Annotated in this window: 11 protein-coding genes and 1 pseudogene; 10 read left to right on the top strand and 2 right to left on the bottom strand. The window is 73.8% G+C overall.

Going from position 1 to position 15671, the window contains the following annotated elements; translation table 11 throughout:
* Positions 1–169 precede the first annotated feature (169 nt).
* From BJF86_RS02250 to BJF86_RS02235, 4 genes are read left to right on the top strand one after another with little or no spacing between them, the layout of a single operon-like run.
* Positions 170–3811, top strand: a complete 3642-nt coding sequence (locus tag BJF86_RS02250) for an FtsX-like permease family protein (protein WP_075816794.1) — start codon at positions 170–172, stop codon at positions 3809–3811.
* The gene (locus BJF86_RS02245) at positions 3808–6603 is read left to right on the top strand and encodes an FtsX-like permease family protein (RefSeq protein WP_075816793.1); all 2796 of its coding nucleotides are present in this window, start codon (positions 3808–3810) and stop codon (positions 6601–6603) included. The genes BJF86_RS02250 and BJF86_RS02245 overlap by 4 nt, the downstream gene beginning before the upstream one ends.
* Positions 6600–7607: an ABC transporter ATP-binding protein gene (locus BJF86_RS02240; protein ID WP_083652649.1), complete on the top strand. Its 1008-nt coding sequence runs from the start codon at positions 6600–6602 to the stop codon at positions 7605–7607. Before BJF86_RS02245 ends, BJF86_RS02240 begins: the two co-directional genes overlap by 4 nt.
* Entirely contained in the window at positions 7604–8353 is a 750-nt protein-coding gene (locus BJF86_RS02235; RefSeq protein WP_075816792.1) for an ABC transporter ATP-binding protein, read from the top strand. Before BJF86_RS02240 ends, BJF86_RS02235 begins: the two co-directional genes overlap by 4 nt.
* A gap of 227 nt (positions 8354–8580) precedes the next feature.
* Here the strand turns inward: BJF86_RS02235 and BJF86_RS02230 are convergent, their stop codons facing one another.
* Complete coding sequence (locus tag BJF86_RS02230) at positions 8581–9348, bottom strand: SDR family oxidoreductase (protein ID WP_075816791.1); 768 nt, start codon at positions 9346–9348, stop codon at positions 8581–8583.
* Positions 9345–9833, bottom strand: a complete 489-nt coding sequence (locus BJF86_RS02225) for a nucleoside deaminase (protein ID WP_202817302.1) — start codon at positions 9831–9833, stop codon at positions 9345–9347. The genes BJF86_RS02230 and BJF86_RS02225 overlap by 4 nt, the downstream gene beginning before the upstream one ends.
* A gap of 156 nt (positions 9834–9989) precedes the next feature.
* On the opposite strand from BJF86_RS02225, the gene BJF86_RS02220 reads away from it, so the two are divergent.
* The 6 genes and pseudogenes from BJF86_RS02220 to cydB all read left to right on the top strand — a co-directional run bounded on the left by BJF86_RS02220 (position 9990) and on the right by cydB (position 15657).
* Positions 9990–10598, top strand: a complete 609-nt coding sequence (locus BJF86_RS02220) for an RDD family protein (RefSeq protein WP_075816790.1) — start codon at positions 9990–9992, stop codon at positions 10596–10598.
* Between the two features lie 49 nt (positions 10599–10647).
* Positions 10648–11663: pseudogene (gene galE / locus BJF86_RS02215) on the top strand (UDP-glucose 4-epimerase GalE).
* A gap of 75 nt (positions 11664–11738) precedes the next feature.
* Positions 11739–12128, top strand: coding sequence for a BlaI/MecI/CopY family transcriptional regulator (locus BJF86_RS02210; RefSeq protein ID WP_075816789.1), 390 nt, complete (start codon positions 11739–11741; stop codon positions 12126–12128).
* Between the two features lie 11 nt (positions 12129–12139).
* A complete protein-coding gene (locus BJF86_RS02205) occupies positions 12140–12997 on the top strand; it encodes a M56 family metallopeptidase (RefSeq protein ID WP_083652648.1) in 858 nt (285 codons plus the stop codon).
* 83 nt (positions 12998–13080) lie between these two features.
* Positions 13081–14544, top strand: coding sequence for a cytochrome ubiquinol oxidase subunit I (locus BJF86_RS02200; protein ID WP_075816788.1), 1464 nt, complete (start codon positions 13081–13083; stop codon positions 14542–14544).
* Between the two features lie 15 nt (positions 14545–14559).
* Positions 14560–15657, top strand: a complete 1098-nt coding sequence (cydB, locus tag BJF86_RS02195; protein WP_075816787.1) for a cytochrome d ubiquinol oxidase subunit II — start codon at positions 14560–14562, stop codon at positions 15655–15657.
* Positions 15658–15671: the final 14 nt, after the last annotated feature.

Genomic DNA, 15671 nt, shown 5'->3' with positions numbered 1-15671 from the left:
GTCGGCACACAGCGCGCGGCCGGTCCTCGCAGAGTCTGCGGCCGGTGTATGCACAGCGCGCTGCTGGTCGATGCACAGCGCGTGGCCGGTCACGAATGGGCCACGATCCGGGGACTGACGCCAGGGAAGGCATAGGCACCGTCAGGGCCTGCGCCTAGGGTCCAGGGCTATGAGGTGGGCGAGCTTCGCGACGGCGCGGGCCCGGGCGTCGTCCGGGCTGCTCCTCACGCTGCTCGCGCTGGTCGTCGTGACGACGGCGATCATCGCGGGGACGGTCGGCTACTCCGCGGCCGCCGCGAGCACGGCGGCCCGCGCCGCACTCACCCAGGGCGAGCCCACCGAGACCGGCGTCCAGGTCCAGACCCGGCTCGCCGAGGACCCCCAGAGGCAGGACGAGCTCGCGCGGTCGACGATCGCCGACGCCTTCGCCCCTGCGCCGGTGAGCATCGGCCGGCTCGTGGTGAGCGAGCCTCGCCCCGCGCAGCACGACGGCTCCTCGCTCGGGGGCGAGCTCGTGGTGACCGGCGGCCCGGAGCTCGCGCCGGACGACGCGCCGACCGACCTCGTGACGGTCGTCGACGGCACCTGGCCCGCTGACGCGGCCGGAGACGGGAGCCCCGACGCTCCATCCCCCGGTGCCCTGCACGTCGGCGCCGCCCAGGCCTGGGGCCTCGAGGTCGGCGACGTCCTCGTCGTGGCCGACCGGGCGGTCGAGATCACCGCGACCTGGCAGCCGGTGGACGCCCAGGACGCCTTCTGGTTCGGCGACGAGCTGGTCCGCACCGGCGTCGCGGACGAGGAGTCGACCCTCGGACCGGTGGTGGTCGACGAGGAGCTCGCGCGGCAGGTCGGTGCGCCCTTCGTCCGCTGGCCGGTCCGACCCGACGCGGACGCGGTCACCCCCGACGACCTGCGGGTCCTCGCCACCGGGGCGGAGACGCTGCGGGCCGAGCTGCGCGAGGTCGAGGGCCTCACCGTGCGTGGCGTGCAGGTCGAGGGCGACCTCGCCCCCACCGCCGGACAGGCCGCGACCAACCTCGCCACCGCCCGCGCCCTCGGCGTCGTCCCTCTCTCGGTCCTCGTCCTCGTCACCGGCCTGGCCGTGGTTCAGCTCGCCCGGCTGCTCGCGACGACCCGGGAGCCGCAGGCCCAGCTGCTCGTCGCGCGGGGTGCGACCCGCGGCCAGCTGCTGCTCAGCACCCTGGCCGAGTCGCTGGCGGTGACCGTGCTCGGCGCGGTGGCCGGCACCCTGCTCGCCCGGCTCGTCCTGCTCCTCGTCCCCGGCAGCGAGGGAGCGACCACCCGCGTCGTGCTGGCCGGCGCGCTCACCCTGCTCGGCGTGGCGCTCGCCCTGACGGCGATCGCCTGGCTGCAGGCCCGGCGCCTCGCCGGCGGCCAGGCGATCGCCGACCGGTCCGGGCGGGCTCGGGCCGCGACCGCCCTCGCGACGCTGGTCCTCGTGCTCGGCGCCGCCGGACTGAGCTGGTGGCAGCTGCGGCGGGCCGGGTCACCGCTCACCCGCGGCGCGGACGGCGAGCTCGGCACCGATCTCGTCGCGGGAGCCGCACCGGCGCTGCTGCTCGCCGCCGCCGCCGTGGTCGCGGTGGCCCTCCTGGGACCGCTCAGCCGCGCGGTCGAGCTGCTCACCCGCCGGACGCGCACCACCGCCGCGCACCTCTCGTCGGCGCAGGTCAGCAGACGGTTGCAGGTGTATGCCGTCCCGGTCGTCCTCACCGTCCTCGCCGTGGGCTCCACCACCCTGGCGGCGCTCTACTCCGGCACCAGCGCGCAGCTACGCGACGACCTGGCGGCGGTCGGCGAGGGAGCCCCGCTGCGGGCCGACCTGGTGCGCCCGCCCGCCACCGTGGAGCCGGGCGTCGTGCCGGCCCCGCCCCCGGACCTCGCCGAGCTGCCTCAGATCGGTGCCGCCGCGCTCGTGTGGTCCGAGCCGGACGCCCGGGTGGGCGACGTCCCCGTGCCGCTCACGCTGGCCCAGACCGGTGCCGACGGCGGGCTGGCGGAGGTCGCGAACGTGCCCCAGGGCATACCGGGCGGGCTGGTGCCTACCGGCCTGGACGCGGTGCTCGACGCCGACGGTGACGCGCCGACTCAGCAGGCGATCACCGTGCCCGACGGGGCGACCGAGGTGACGATCGACGTGCAGGCCGAGCGGGGCGTGGACCGCTGGGAGCTGGCCCGGCTGGACGGGATCGCCGAGACCGAGCAGGAGATCGCCGACGAGCTCGCGGAGGTCGCAGCGGAGTCGCCGGGGGATGAGCCGGCACCAGTGGGCGAGCAACCACCGACCGGCGCCTCCGAGGAGCTGATCGTCGAGCGGCTGGACAGCGAGGTCGCCTCCGCCGCGGCACCTCTCGAGATCGTCCTCACCGTGCTCGTCGAGGACGTCCGGACCGGGCTGACCAGCACCGTCACCGCGGGGACGATCGAGCTGCCCGGTCCGAGGCTCACCTACGACCCCGCCACCCTCGGCGACTTCGACGCCGAGCCCACGAGCACCGCCACGAGCCTCGGCCTCGCCCTCCCCGAGGGCCGCCAGCACCGGCTGCGCGCCGTGACCATGGAACTCCCCGACACCCTGCCGCCGGAGGTGCCCCTCGACTTCCTCTACAGCATCAGCTCCACCACCCTCGACCTCGACCTGTCGATGCGCGCCGGGGACGTCGACCTGCTCCAGGACACCGGCGGGTGGGCCAGCGCCGACGCCCTCACGGCCGAGCAGGCGGCGCCGCTGGTCGCGGAGGCGGCGGACGTCGAGGAGGCCACCTTCGAGACCACGGTCCAGGTGGAGGAGGGCTACGTGGGCGACGAGGGCCCCTCCGTGCAGACCCGCACCGACAGCAACGAACCGTTCGTCCCCACCTGGCTCGACACGTCGACCTCTCCCTGGCACCTGGAGGTGCCGGACACCCGGATCGGCGGCACCGAGCTGGTCGTCGCGCCCGGCGCCGCACCGCTGGACCTCACGGGATCGCCGCCCGGTGCACCCCCGGGGTCCGGGACCGAGGACGACACGTCCGCCTCGGCGACGGTCCCGGTCGCCCTCACCCGGCAGGCAGCGGCCGCAGCCGACCTCGCCGCCGGCGACCCGATCACGCTGAGCCTGGTCGGGACGACCGTGCCCGCCCGGGTCGCAGCGGTCGTCACCGCCCTGCCCGGCCAGCAGGGCGAGACCGCCGCCCTCGCCGACTCCCGCGTCGCCTCGCTCGTCCTCGCCGAGCAGCGCCGCAGCCTGACCTGGCCGACCCAGGTCTGGGCCACGCCCGCCGCCGGCACGCAGGAGGCGGTGGACTCCCTCACCGCCCGCGACGACCTGCGCGCGGTGACCGGGCCGGGGACCGTGTCCGTCACCGACGCCACGAGCGCCGCGCGCCTGGTCTTCTGGGTTGCCTCCGCCGGGGCTGTGCTCCTCGCGCTCACCGGGATCGCGGCGGTGGCGGCGACCCTGCTCTCGTCGCGCCGCGCCGAGGTCGCGGTGCTGCGCGCCCTCGGTATGCCGCCCGCCGCGCAGTCGCGCTCGCGGGCGATGGAGCTGGTCGGGGTGGTCGCGGCGGCGATCGCCGTCGGTCTGGTCGCCGGCTGGCTCGTCGGCCAGGCCGTCGTCCCCGAGCTCGCCTCCTCGACCACCCAGCCCGGGCGGCTGCGGCTTCCGGCCGCGCTCCGGCTGGAGGCGGTGCCGTGGGCGGCGGTGCTCGGCGTCGCCGCGGTCGGGTCCGGCCTGCTGGCGCTGCTGCTCGGCTCCCGGGTCCGTGCCCAGGCGCTGGACCGCACCTACCGGGAGGAGATCCGGTGAGGCCGCGCCACGGCATACCTCGCCGCACCGGCGCCGTCGGGCTGGCGCGGCGCCAGTTCGCCGCGGACCCGTGGGTCTCGCTCGGGCTCGCGCTGCTCGTCGGGACGGTCGCGCTGCTGCTGACCGCGGTGCCGCGGGGGCTGGTCGACATCCAGTCGCGGCAGCTGGTGCAGGAGATCGGCGGGTTGTCGGCGGCGCAGCGTGACCTGCGGGGCGACTGGCAGCGCACGGTCGTCTACGGCTCGACCGAGGACCTCACCGGCGACCCCGCCGCCGACGGCTGGGCACCCCTGGTCGAGGGGGCCGAGCGGATCCGCGCCGGGCAGCCCGAGCCGCTGCGCAGCACGCTCGGCCCGGCGCAGTTCCTCGTCCGGCTCACCGAGGACGTGGGGTATGCCCCGCCCGTCGAGTCGGGTTACTACGCCGCCAGCCTCAGCCTGGCCGTCGACCCCGACCTGACCGAGCACGTGGACCTGGTGAGCGGAGACTGGCCCGAGCTGGTCGTCGACACCCCCGACCTCGGCATACCCGGGCCGCAGACCGAGCCGGAGGAGGGGGCACCGGAGGAAGAGCCGGACGACCCGGAGCCGGTGCCCGTGCTGCTGCTCGACGCCGCCGCGGACGAGCTCCTGCTCGAGGTGGGCGAGGAGGTGCAGGGTCTGGTCGTGGCGGGCACCTACACCCCGACGAACCCCGACGACCCGCGCTGGCAGCACGTCGACAACGGCGCCACCATGGGCACGCTCTACGACCCCAACCGCGGCGAGAGCGCCTACGCCACGGCCTTCCTCGCGCCGGACAACCGCGGCAGCATCGGCCCACCCGCCTCGACCCGGATGCGGATGTGGTTCCCCGTCCTGCCCGAGGCGATCACCGGCAGCACCGGGCAGGTCGAGACCCTGCAGGCCCAGGTCAACGGCTTCCTCGCCGAGCAGCACGTCGTGGCGACCGCGGACCAGATGCTCGACACCCAGGCCGCGCAGGTGCCGCTGTTCACCACCGACCTCACCGAGGCCCTGGGCCGCATCGTCAGCCAGCAGCGAGCGACCGCCTCGCTCCTGGCCGTCGTGGCGGCAGGCCCGTTGGGGGTGGCGCTGGCGGTGGCGGCGCTGGGGGCGCGACTGGTCGTGCACCGGCGGCGGCAGAGCCTGGCGATGACGCTCGCGCGGGGCGCCTCGCCCGCCCAGCTGCGACGGGTCATCGCGGGCGAAGGGCTGCTGCTCGGCGTGCCGGCCGCGGCGCTCGGCCACCTGGTCGCCTCGGTCCTGGTGCCCGGCCCGACCCCGTGGTGGCAGTGGGCCGTCACCGCTGCCGTGGCGCTGGTGCCGCCGGTCGCGCTGGCGGCCTCCGTGGACGACGCGTCGCTGCAGCAGCGTCGCAGCGACCTGTCCCCCCGCAGCGCCAACCGGTGGCGCTGGGTGGTCGAGCTCGCCGTCGTGGCGCTGGCCGGGGTGGCCACCTGGCGGCTGCTGGACCGCGGCGCCCGCGGCGACGACGCCGGCCGCAGCGGCATCGACCTCCTCGCCGCAGGCACCCCGGTGCTGATCGCCCTGGCGGCCTGCGTCCTCACGCTGCGCCTCTACCCCCTCCCGCTGCGCGCGCTCGCCGCCTCGCTGCGCCGACGCCCGGCGCTCACCCCGTTCCTCGGGGCCTCGCGGGCGCTGCGCGACCCGGCGGGCGGCCTCGTGCCGGCGCTCGCCGTCGTGCTGGGCACGGCGATCGCGCTGGTCAGCGCTGTGCTGCTGTCAACCGTCACCCGCGGCGCCGAGGTCGCGGCCTGGGAGGCGAACGGCGCCGCGGTGCGTCTCAACGGTCCGTTGCTCAGCGACGAGCTGCGCGCGGAGATCCAGCAGATCGAGGGCGTCGCCGCCGTCGGCGGCATCGGCGACACCGGGGCGACCCGCGACCTGCTGGTCGACGGCGAGCGGGAGGCGATCCGGGTCTGGGTCGCCGAGCCCGAGGTCGAGGAGGTGTATGCCCGCTCCGCACCTGTGCCCGGTCTGCCTCCGGACTTCTGGCGGGATGAGGGCATACCCGCTGTCGTCACGCTGCTCGGGGCGGACGACATGGTGCCCGAGGGCGCGACCGACGTGCAGGTGTCGCGGCTGGGGGACGCCGAGGTCGTGGGGCACCGCGACCAGGTGCCCGGTGTCCTCGTCACCGGTTCGGGCGTCCTGGTCGACGGCGAGCGCTGGGAGGAGGCCGGCGGCAGCATGCCGGACGTCAGGAGCACCCTCGTCGCGGTCTCGGACGACGCCTCGCCCACGGAGGTCGCCGATGCGGTGACCGACCTCGTCGGCACCGGCGGCGTGGTCACGACGGTCACCACCCGGCTCGAAGCCTTCGAGGAGGCGCCGGTGACGACCGGTCTGCGCCAGCTCTTCGTCGGTGCCACCGTCGTCTCGGGGCTGCTCACCGTGCTCGCCGTGGTCGTGGTGCAGCTCATGGGGTCGACGGCGCGCACCGCGCTGCTCGCGACGCTGCGGACCCTCGGCCTCGGGGCCCGGCAGACCCGGGCGCTGACCGCCTGGGAGCTGGCCCCGCTGCTCGTCACGTCGCTGCTCGTCGGGACGCTCCTCGGGCTGGGGGTGCCCTGGGTGCTGCTCCGGGGGCTCGACCTCACCGGGCTCACCGGCGGCAGCGCCCAGCCCGCCCTGTCCCTGGACCTGCCGCTGCTCGCCACCGTGCTCGGCGCGGTCGTCCTCACCGTCCTGATCGCCGTCACCGTCAGCGCCTGGATCGCCGGGCGAACCAACCTCGCGCATGCGCTGCGCGTCGGGGAGGACCGATGAAGACCGAACACACCGCCCGGAACGGGCTCGCCACGTCCCGGGAGCACCGGGGCGCGGACATCTGGTGCGAGGACCTGGTGCGCATCTATTCCACCGAGGGCGTCGAGGTTCAGGCGCTGCAGGGGCTCAACCTCGTCGTCGACCCCGGCGATGTGGTCGCGCTCGTCGGCGCCAGCGGCTCCGGGAAGTCCACCCTGCTCGGCATCCTGTCCGGCCTCGACCGGCCCACCGGCGGCCGGGCGCGGGTCGCGGGGGTCGACCTGCTGTCGATGAACCGTGCGCAGCGGGTGGACTACCAGCGGCATACCGTCGGTTTCGTCTGGCAGCAGACCTCACGCAACCTGCTGCCCTTCCTCACCGCGGCGGAGAACGTCGCGCTGCCCATGGTGATCTCGGGCAGGAAGGAGCGCGGGCAGCGGGTCGAGGAGCTGCTCGACCTCCTCGGGGTCGGCGACTGCGCCGCACGGCGCCCGGCCGAGCTGTCCGGCGGGCAGCAGCAGCGCGTCGCCATCGCCACCGCGCTGGCCAACTCCCCCGCCGTGCTCCTGGCGGACGAGCCGACCGGTGAGCTCGACGACGCCGCCTCGGCCCAGGTGCTCGAGGCGATGCGCGCCTCCGCCGGCGAGCTCGGCACGACGGTGCTCGTCGTGACCCACGACCCGACGGTGTCCGACCACGTGCGGCGCACGGTCGCGATCCGCGACGGGCGGACCTCGACCGAGGTGCTGCGGTATGTCGTGACCGACGAGTCGGGCGAGCAGCGGCAGGTGGCCAAGGAGTACACCGTCATCGACCGGGCCGGGCGCATCCAGCTGCCGCGGGCGCATGTCGACGAGCTGGGCCTGCGCGACCGCGTCCGGCTGGAGACCGAGCCGGACCACGTGCAGGTGTGGCCCGACGACGAGGAGCACACGGGCGAGCGTCGGGGCAGATCGGACCGGACACCCCTTGCGTCCGACCATGCACCGCACGCGACGCGCCCGACACCTCAGGAGGAGCGATGAGCGAGCAGCCGGCATACCAGGAGCGAGCGGCAGACAGCCCAGGCGCGGTGGTGCTCACCGGGAGCGACCTGCACCGCACCTTCGGCAGCGGCGCGACGGAGGTCCATGCCCTCGCCGGGGTCGACCTCGAGGTGCCCGCGGGGCGGCTGACCGTGGTGCGCGGGCCCTCGGGCTCCGGCAAGACGACGCTGCTCAACCTGCTCGGTGGGCTCGACCGCCCGAGCCAAGGGCAGGTGGTGCTCGACGACGGGCGGGTGCTCTCCGAGCTGCCGGAGAAGGACGTGCTCGCGGTGCGCCGTGACCGGATCGGCTACGTCTTCCAGAGCTTCGGCCTGGTGCCGGTGCTGTCGGCCGCGGAGAACGTCGAGGTGCCGCTGCGGCTGCAGAAGACCCCCGTCACCGAGCGCTCCCGCCGCGTCGAGGAGGCGCTGGAGCTCGTCGGGCTGGCGCGGCACAGCCGGCAGCGGCCCTACGAGCTCTCCGGTGGGCAGCAGCAGCGTGTCGGCATCGCCCGGGCGCTGGTCAGCGACCCCGACATCCTCATCGCCGACGAGCCGACCGGGCAGCTGGACTCCGAGACCGGCGCGATGATCATGGACCTGCTCGTCCGGCTCACCCACGAGCGGCGCATCGCCTCGGTGGTCTCCACCCACGACCCGATCCTCATGGGCCGGGCCGACCAGGTGGTCGAGCTGCACGACGGTCGGCGGGTCCGAGACGGAGGCGCTTCGGCACCAGACCTCTGAGGTGTCCCCCGACCCGGGCCGTCGAGCCCTCGTGGTCCGACCTGGGCACGCTTCTGCACTGTCGCCGGACCTGGGCACGCTTCTGCACTGTCGCCTGACCTGGGCACGCTTCTGCACTGTCGCCGGACCTGGGCAATGGTATGCACCGGATTCACGGTCGAGAAGCGTGCCTGAGGTGCATATCCTTGCCCAGGTCGGCTGGGACGCCAGGCCGGGTCACCCTGCGGTCAGTCCGCGGTCCGGAATCCGCCGTTGCTGTAGAGCAGCTGTCCGGTGATCCAGCCGCCCTGCTCCGAGAGCAGGAAGCGCACGAGGTCGGCGGTGTCCTGCGGCGTGCCGAGCCGACCCAGCGGTGTCTGCGCGGTCCCGGCGTCGCGGATCTCGTCGGTCATCCAGCCGGTGTCGACCGGCCCCGGGTTGACGACGTTGGCCCGCACCCCGAGGTCGGCCAGCTCGTGCGCGGCCGCGACGACGAGGCGGTCGAGGGCTCCCTTGCTCGCGCCGTAGGGCAGGTTGTCAGCCGTGTGGTCGCTGGTCAGCGCGACCACCCGAGCAGCGCCCCGCTCCACGACCGCCGGCGCGAGCTGCTCGGCGAAGGCCTTGATGAGCAGCCACGACGCCCGTGCGTTGACCGCGAAGTGGCGGTCCCAGGACTCGACCGTGGTGGTGCGGATGGCACTGTCCACGCTCTCCGCGTGCGAGAGCACCAGGGCGGTGAGGTCGCCCCGCCGGCTCGCCTCGCGCACCAGCCGTTCCGGCACCTCGGGGTCGGCGAGGTCGGCGGCGATGACCTCGACCTGTGCGCCGAGCTCACGGCAGCGGGTGGCCACGGCCTCGGCGTCGTCCGGCCCGTGCTCGAGACCCACGCGGTCGTCGTACCCCGGCCAGTGGCACAGCGTCAGGTCCCAGTCGTCCTCGGCCAGGGCGAGGGCGATCCCCGCGGCGATACCCCGGCGGCGTCCGACCCCGGTGAGGAGCACGGTGCCGCGGCTCATCGGCCGTCCGCCTCGACCCGCCGCGCGTGCAGGGCACGCACCCGATCGGCCAGCTCCCGGTCGGGGCCCTCCACCACCGCACCGGGCACGACATCCTGGATCGACAAGGACGCGACCGGCCCGGGTTCCCGGCCCAGCTCCGCCGACCACGCGGTGAGCTGGGCCATGGAGGAGGCATACACGATGCGCCCCAGCCCGACCCAGCCGTGGGCGGCGGCGCACATCGGGCAGTGCTCGCCGGAGGTGTAGACGGTGCTCGCCGCCCGGTCCGGCGGCGAGAGGTGCTGCGCGGCCCAGCGGGCGATCGCGAGCTCGGGGTGCTGCGTGTGGTCACCCCCACCGACGTGGTTGTGGTCCTCGAGCAGCACCTCGCCCTGCGGCGAGAGGAGGACCGAGCCGAAGGGGTCGTCCCCCGCCTCGAGGGCGGCCTGCGCGAGCTCCACCGCCCGGGTGAGATGGATCCTGTCCGTGTCGTCGATGCCCACCCGCCCACCGTAGTTCGCCGCCCGTGCGACGTGGCCGACGAGAGCCGCCCGCTCCTGCCGACGGTTCGGAGCCGACAGCGGCGGCGCGGCGTCATACCCTGGAACCGCCGGGACCGTGCTCCCGGCGACTGACCGGCGCAGGGCAGAGGAGACACCATGAGCTGGGCACCGCCGCCACCGGACCGCGACCGCGAGCGCGACCACCTCACCGGCCCCACCGACGCCGCGCCGTGGAGCACTCCCCCGATCCCGGCCTGGTCGCCGAGGTCGGCCTACGGCCAGCCCGAGGACACGCCGCCCACCCGGCCGGCACCGCCGCCGCAGCTGCGCTACGCCGACTGGGGCGAGCGGGTCGCCGCGACGCTGCTCGACTGGTGCCTCCTCTTCGGGGTTCTCGTCGTCCTGGGTGTGGTCGGCGGCATCGTCGAGCCGCTCGAGGACCTCGCCGGGTTCGCCTGGCTCGCCTCGCTCGGCTACCTCGCCTGGCTCAACGGCGCGAAGGGGCAGTCGCCCGGCAAGGCCCTGCTCGGGCTCAAGGTCGTCCGCGAGGCCGACGGGTCGCCGCTGGGCGGGGTCGTGGGCCTCGTGCGCGGCGGGCTCCTGGGCCTGCTCAGCCTCTTCACCGTCGGCATCTTCTTCCTCGTCAGCGTGCTGTGGCCGTTCCGCGACTCGAAGCAGCGCGCGGTGCACGACATCGTCGTGAGCGCCGTGGTGGTCTCCGGCTCCCCGAAGGCCCCGGTCAGTCCGCGCCTGCTCAAGCCCTGACCCCGGCGTCCGGGCGGTCGCGCGCGCGGGATCTGACAGCATGAGCGGTATGCGCGTCCTCGTCACCGGCGGTGCCGGATACATCGGGTCCCACACCGTCATCGCCCTGGCCCGGGCCGGGCACGAGGTCGTCGTCGTTGACGACTTCTCCAACAGCAAGCCCTCGGTGACCCCGCGCCTGGAGGAGCTGGCGGGCATACCCGTCCCGGTGCACGCCTTCGACCTCGCCGACGGCGACAAGCTCGACTCGCTGGTCGGGCAGGAGTCCTTCGACGCAGTGATCCACTTCGCGGCGTTCAAGGCGGTCGGCGAGTCGGTGGAGAAGCCGATCGACTACTACCGCAACAACATCGGCGCGACGCTGCGCCTCGTCGAGGCGATGGTCGCCCGCGACGTGCCCTACCTCGTCTTCTCCTCCAGCGCCACGGTCTACGGCGAGGACGCGCCGGTGCCGATGACCGAGGCACTCCCGACCTCGGCGACCAACCCCTACGGCTGGACCAAGGTCATGAACGAGCAGATCTTGCGCGACGTGACCCACGCCTACCCCCAGCTGCGCGTCGCCCTGCTGCGCTACTTCAACCCGGTCGGTGCGCACCCCTCGGGCCGCATCGGTGAGGACCCCTCCGACATCCCCAACAACCTCATGCCGTTCATCGCCCAGGTCGCCGTCGGGCGCCGCGAGAGGCTCTCCGTCTTCGGCGACGACTACGACACCGTCGACGGCACCGGGGTGCGCGACTACATCCACGTCGAGGACCTCGCCGAGGGCCACGTCGCGGCGCTGGAGTGGATCAGCACCCACGACCGGCCGCTGTCGGTGTGGAACCTCGGCACCGGCCGCGGCACCTCCGTCCTCGAGCTGGTCGCGGCCTTCGAGCGCGCGAGCGGGCAGCAGATCCCCTACGACATCGTCGAGCGGCGCCCGGGTGACATCGCGAGCTCCTATGCCGACCCCTCCCTCGCGGAGTCCGAGCTGGGCTGGCGCGCTCGAGGTCGGTCGAGGACATGTGCGCCGACACCTGGCGCTGGCAGCAGGCGAACCCCCAGGGCTACCCCGACTGAGGGCCTGCCCGCGAGCGCCGAGGACCCGGCGCCGGGCGGCGGGGCACCTTAGGTGGGAGGCGTATCCTCGGACGTATGCCGCTACGCAGCACCTCACTCGGCGACCTGGAGCGCGCCGTGATGGACATCCTCTGGTCCGAGGGACCCGGGATGTCGGTCCGTGACGTGCTGGACCACCTGGAGCGCCGCGAGCACCACAAGGAGCTCGCCTACACGACGATCATGACCGTGCTGGACCGTCTCGCCAAGAAGGGCATCGCCGACCGCTCCCGCGACGGGCGGGCCTGGCGCTACTCCGCCGCCGCGAGCCGCGAGGAGCTGGCCGCCAGCGCGCTGCGCTCGACCCTGGACTCGGTCAAGGCGGACCGCACCGCCGCCATGCTGCACTTCCTCGACGACGCCAGCCCGGGCGAGCTCGACGACCTGCGGGCCGCTCTGGCCGAGGTCGAGCGCCGCCGCGCCTGAGCCCTCCCGCCGTGCCCGGGCCGCTGCTCACCGCCGCGGTCGTGGCGGCCGCACTCGCGCTCGTCCTGCTCGCCCCCCGGCTGCTGCCCCGCTGGGTCGCCCTGCGCTCGATGCCGGGACCGGCCCTGCTGCTGTGGCAGTCGGTGAGCCTCGCCGGGGTGCTCTGCGCCCTCCTCGCCGCCCCGGTCGCGGTGCTCACCACCGGCCTGTCGCAGCCGCTGCTCCTCGGTCTCGCGCTGGCGCTCTCCGGTGCGATGCTCGTGCGTCTGCTCGTCTCGGGCCACCGGGTCGGCACCGACCTGCGGCGCCGCCGCACCCTGCACCGTGAGCTCGTGGACCTCGTCGGAGAGCACCTCGAGGACACCCCCGCCCGTACCGCCGCGGGCGTGGCCCGGCCCGACGTGACGGTCCTCGCCCAGGGCAACCCCAGCGCCTACTGCCTGCCCGGCCGCGGGGACCGGATCGTCCTGACCCGCGCCGCCCTCGACCGGCTCGGCACCCCCGAGCTGCGCGCCGTCCTGGCGCACGAGCAGGGCCATCTCGACGCCCGGCACGACCTGCTGCTGGAGCTGTTCACGGTGCTGCACGAAGCGGTGCCCAGACAGCTGCGGGTGGACGCGGCCCTCGCCGAGGTGCGCCTGCTGGCCGAGGCGCTCGCCGACCGGATCGCCGAGCAGCGCACCGGCCCGACCGACCTGGCCCGTGCCCTGGTCGTCATGGCCACGGCCGCCACCCCCGAGGTGACCGCCCGGATCCGGCTCCTCACGCACCCGCCTGCGCCACGGCATACCCGCATCGCGGTGACCCTCCTGGCACTGGCGACGCTCGCGCTCCCCGCAACCGTGGTGATGCTTCTCACCCTCAGCTGAGCAGTCCCCGGGCCTCGATCGTCTACGACACGACGTACGATGTACGACGTCACGTAGTTTCCGTCGCATCCCCCGAGGTTCCCGTGGACGCACTCGATCTGGCCCGCTGGCAGTTCGGCATCACGACCGTCTACCACTACTTCTTCGTGCCGATCACGATCGGGCTCAGCCTGCTCGTCGCGATCATGCAGACGCAGTGGCTGCGCACCCGCAACCCGCAGTGGCTGCGCCTGACGAAGTTCTACGGCAAGCTCTTCACCATCAACTTCGCGCTCGGCCTGGTCACCGGGATCGTGCAGGAGTTCCAGTTCGGGATGAACTGGTCGGACTACTCGCGCTTCGTCGGCGACATCTTCGGCGCCCCGCTCGCGATCGAGGCGCTGCTCGCGTTCTTCCTCGAGTCGACCTTCCTCGGCCTGTGGATCTTCGGCTGGGGCCGGATCCCGGAGAAGCTGCACGCCGCCGCGATCTGGCTGGTCCACATCGGCACCCTGCTGTCGTCCTACTTCATCCTCGCCGCCAACTCCTTCATGCAGAACCCCGTCGGCTACGCGATCAACCCCGACACCGGCCGTGCCGAGCTCACCGACTTCCTCGCGATCCTCACCAACAAGGTGCAGCTCGTGACCTTCCCGCACGTCATCACCGCGGCCTACATGACCGGCGGCGCGTTCGTCCTCGCCTTCGCGCTCTGGCACCTGTGGCGGGAGGCGACGCCGCGCACCGACCGGGTGATGTACCGCCGCGCGGCCCGGCTCGGGGCCGTCACCGTCCTCCTCGCCGGGGCCGGGTCGGCGATCACCGGCGACATCCAGGGCAAGATCATGACCGAGGTGCAGCCGATGAAGATGGCGGCCGCCGAGGCGCTCTACGAGGACGTCCCCGAGGGCGAGGGCGCCCCCTTCTCGATCATCACCGTCGGCACCCTCGACGGCGAGGAGGAGGTCTGGGCGCTCACCGTCCCCAAGCTCCTCTCCTACCTCGCGACCGGCTCCCTCGACGGGGCCGTGGAGGGCATCGACCACATCCAGGAGCGCTACGAGCTCACCTACTCCGGGTCCGAACTGACCGCCGCCGAGGACTACCGCCCGGTCGTCCCGCTGGCCTACTGGAGCTTCCGGCTCATGATCGGGCTCGGGCTGGCCGCCATGGGCATCGCCGCGGTCGTCCTCTGGGTCCTGCGCGGTCGGGGCAACGAGACCGAGGTGCCCCGACTCAGCCACCGCCTCTGGGGGTATGCCGCGGCGGGCGTGCTCTTCCTGCCGCTCTTCGCCAACTCCTTCGGGTGGATCTTCACCGAGATGGGGCGCCAGCCGTGGCTCGTCATGGGGCTGATGACCACCCAGACCGGCGTCTCGCCCGGTGTCAGCGCGGGCGAGGTCCTCACGTCGATGATCGTCTTCACGTTGCTCTACGGCGCGCTGGCCGTGGTCGAGGTCGGGCTCACCCTGCGCTACGGCAGGGCGGGCGCCGAGCAGGTCCCCGAGGACGCGTCCTACGACCCCCGCACCCGCGACGACGACGACGCCTTCGTCTTCACCTACTGAGTCAGGACGGACATCATGGAGCTCAGCACGATCTGGTTCATCCTCATCGCCGTCCTGTGGATCGGCTACTTCTGCCTCGAGGGCTTCGACTACGGCGTCGGCATGCTGCTGCCCGTGCTCGGCCGCGACGAGCCCGGGGCCGACGTGGCGTCCGCCGACGGTGCGACCGCGCATACCGGCGAGACGCGCAAGCGGCAGATGCTCTCGGCGATCGGCCCCTTCTGGGACGGCAACGAGGTCTGGCTGCTCACCGCGGGTGGCGCGATCTTCGCCGCCTTCCCCCACTGGTACGCCACCCTCTTCTCCGGGTTCTACCTCCCGCTGCTGCTCATCCTCGTGGGTCTCATCCTGCGCGGCATCGGGCTGGAGTACCGCGGCAAGGTCGACTCGGCCGCATGGCGCGCGCGGATGGACACGATGGTCGTCGTGGGGTCCTTCGTCCCCGCGCTGCTGTGGGGTGTCGCCTTCACCAACATCGTGCTCGGGGTGCCGATCGACGCCGAGATGGAGTATGTCGGCGGCTTCTGGAACCTCCTCGGACCGGTCGCGCTGCTCGGCGGGCTCACCACGCTCACCCTCTTCCTCACCCACGGCGCACTCTTCGTCGCGCTCAAGACCGACGGGCAGCTGCGCCACGACGCCCGCGCCCTGGCGATCCGGCTCGGTCTGGTCGCCGCGGTGCTGGCCGTGGCCTGGCTCGCGATCCTGCAGGCACGCAGCGGATCGGGTCTGTCATGGGCGGTCACCGGCATCGCCGCGGCCAGCCTCGTCGGGGGCCTGCTGATGGCCGGTCGCGGTCGGGAGGGATGGGCCTTCACCGGCACCTTCGCCGCGATCGGGCTGGCCACCGCCTCGCTCTTCCTGGCGCTCTTCCCCGACGTGATGCCCTCCAGCCTGGACCCGGCGTGGTCGCTGACCACGCAGAACGCCAGCTCGAGCCAGAAGACGCTGGGCATCATGACCGTCGTCGCGCTGGTCTTCACCCCCATCATGCTGATCTACACCTCCTGGAGCTACTGGACCTTCCGCAAGCGGGTCTCGGGGCACCACATCCCGACGCAGGTGCACCACGCCGCCGTCGTGGAGGGCGACCAGGTCGGGGCGGGCCGCTGACGTGAGCGCCCAGG

This window comes from Serinicoccus sp. CNJ-927 (genome assembly GCF_001942435.1).
GTDB classification, from domain to species: domain Bacteria; phylum Actinomycetota; class Actinomycetes; order Actinomycetales; family Dermatophilaceae; genus Ornithinicoccus; species Ornithinicoccus marinus.
The sequence above is the reverse complement of the archived record's forward strand: the minus strand, read 5'-3'. Positions and strand labels throughout refer to the sequence as shown.

Bases quoted from the DNA above. Each gene is read 5' to 3' on its own strand.
- BJF86_RS02230 (WP_075816791.1), bottom strand. From the start codon at position 9,348: ATGAGCCGCGGCACCGTGCTCCTCACCGGGGTCGGACGCCGCCGGGGT.
- cydB (WP_075816787.1), top strand. From the start codon at position 14,560: ATGGAGCTCAGCACGATCTGGTTCATCCTCATCGCCGTCCTGTGGATC.
- BJF86_RS02235 (WP_075816792.1), top strand. From the start codon at position 7,604: ATGAGCGAGCAGCCGGCATACCAGGAGCGAGCGGCAGACAGCCCAGGC.
- BJF86_RS02240 (WP_083652649.1), top strand. From the start codon at position 6,600: ATGAAGACCGAACACACCGCCCGGAACGGGCTCGCCACGTCCCGGGAG.
- BJF86_RS02210 (WP_075816789.1), top strand. From the start codon at position 11,739: ATGCCGCTACGCAGCACCTCACTCGGCGACCTGGAGCGCGCCGTGATG.
- BJF86_RS02220 (WP_075816790.1), top strand. From the start codon at position 9,990: ATGAGCTGGGCACCGCCGCCACCGGACCGCGACCGCGAGCGCGACCAC.
- BJF86_RS02250 (WP_075816794.1), top strand. From the start codon at position 170: ATGAGGTGGGCGAGCTTCGCGACGGCGCGGGCCCGGGCGTCGTCCGGG.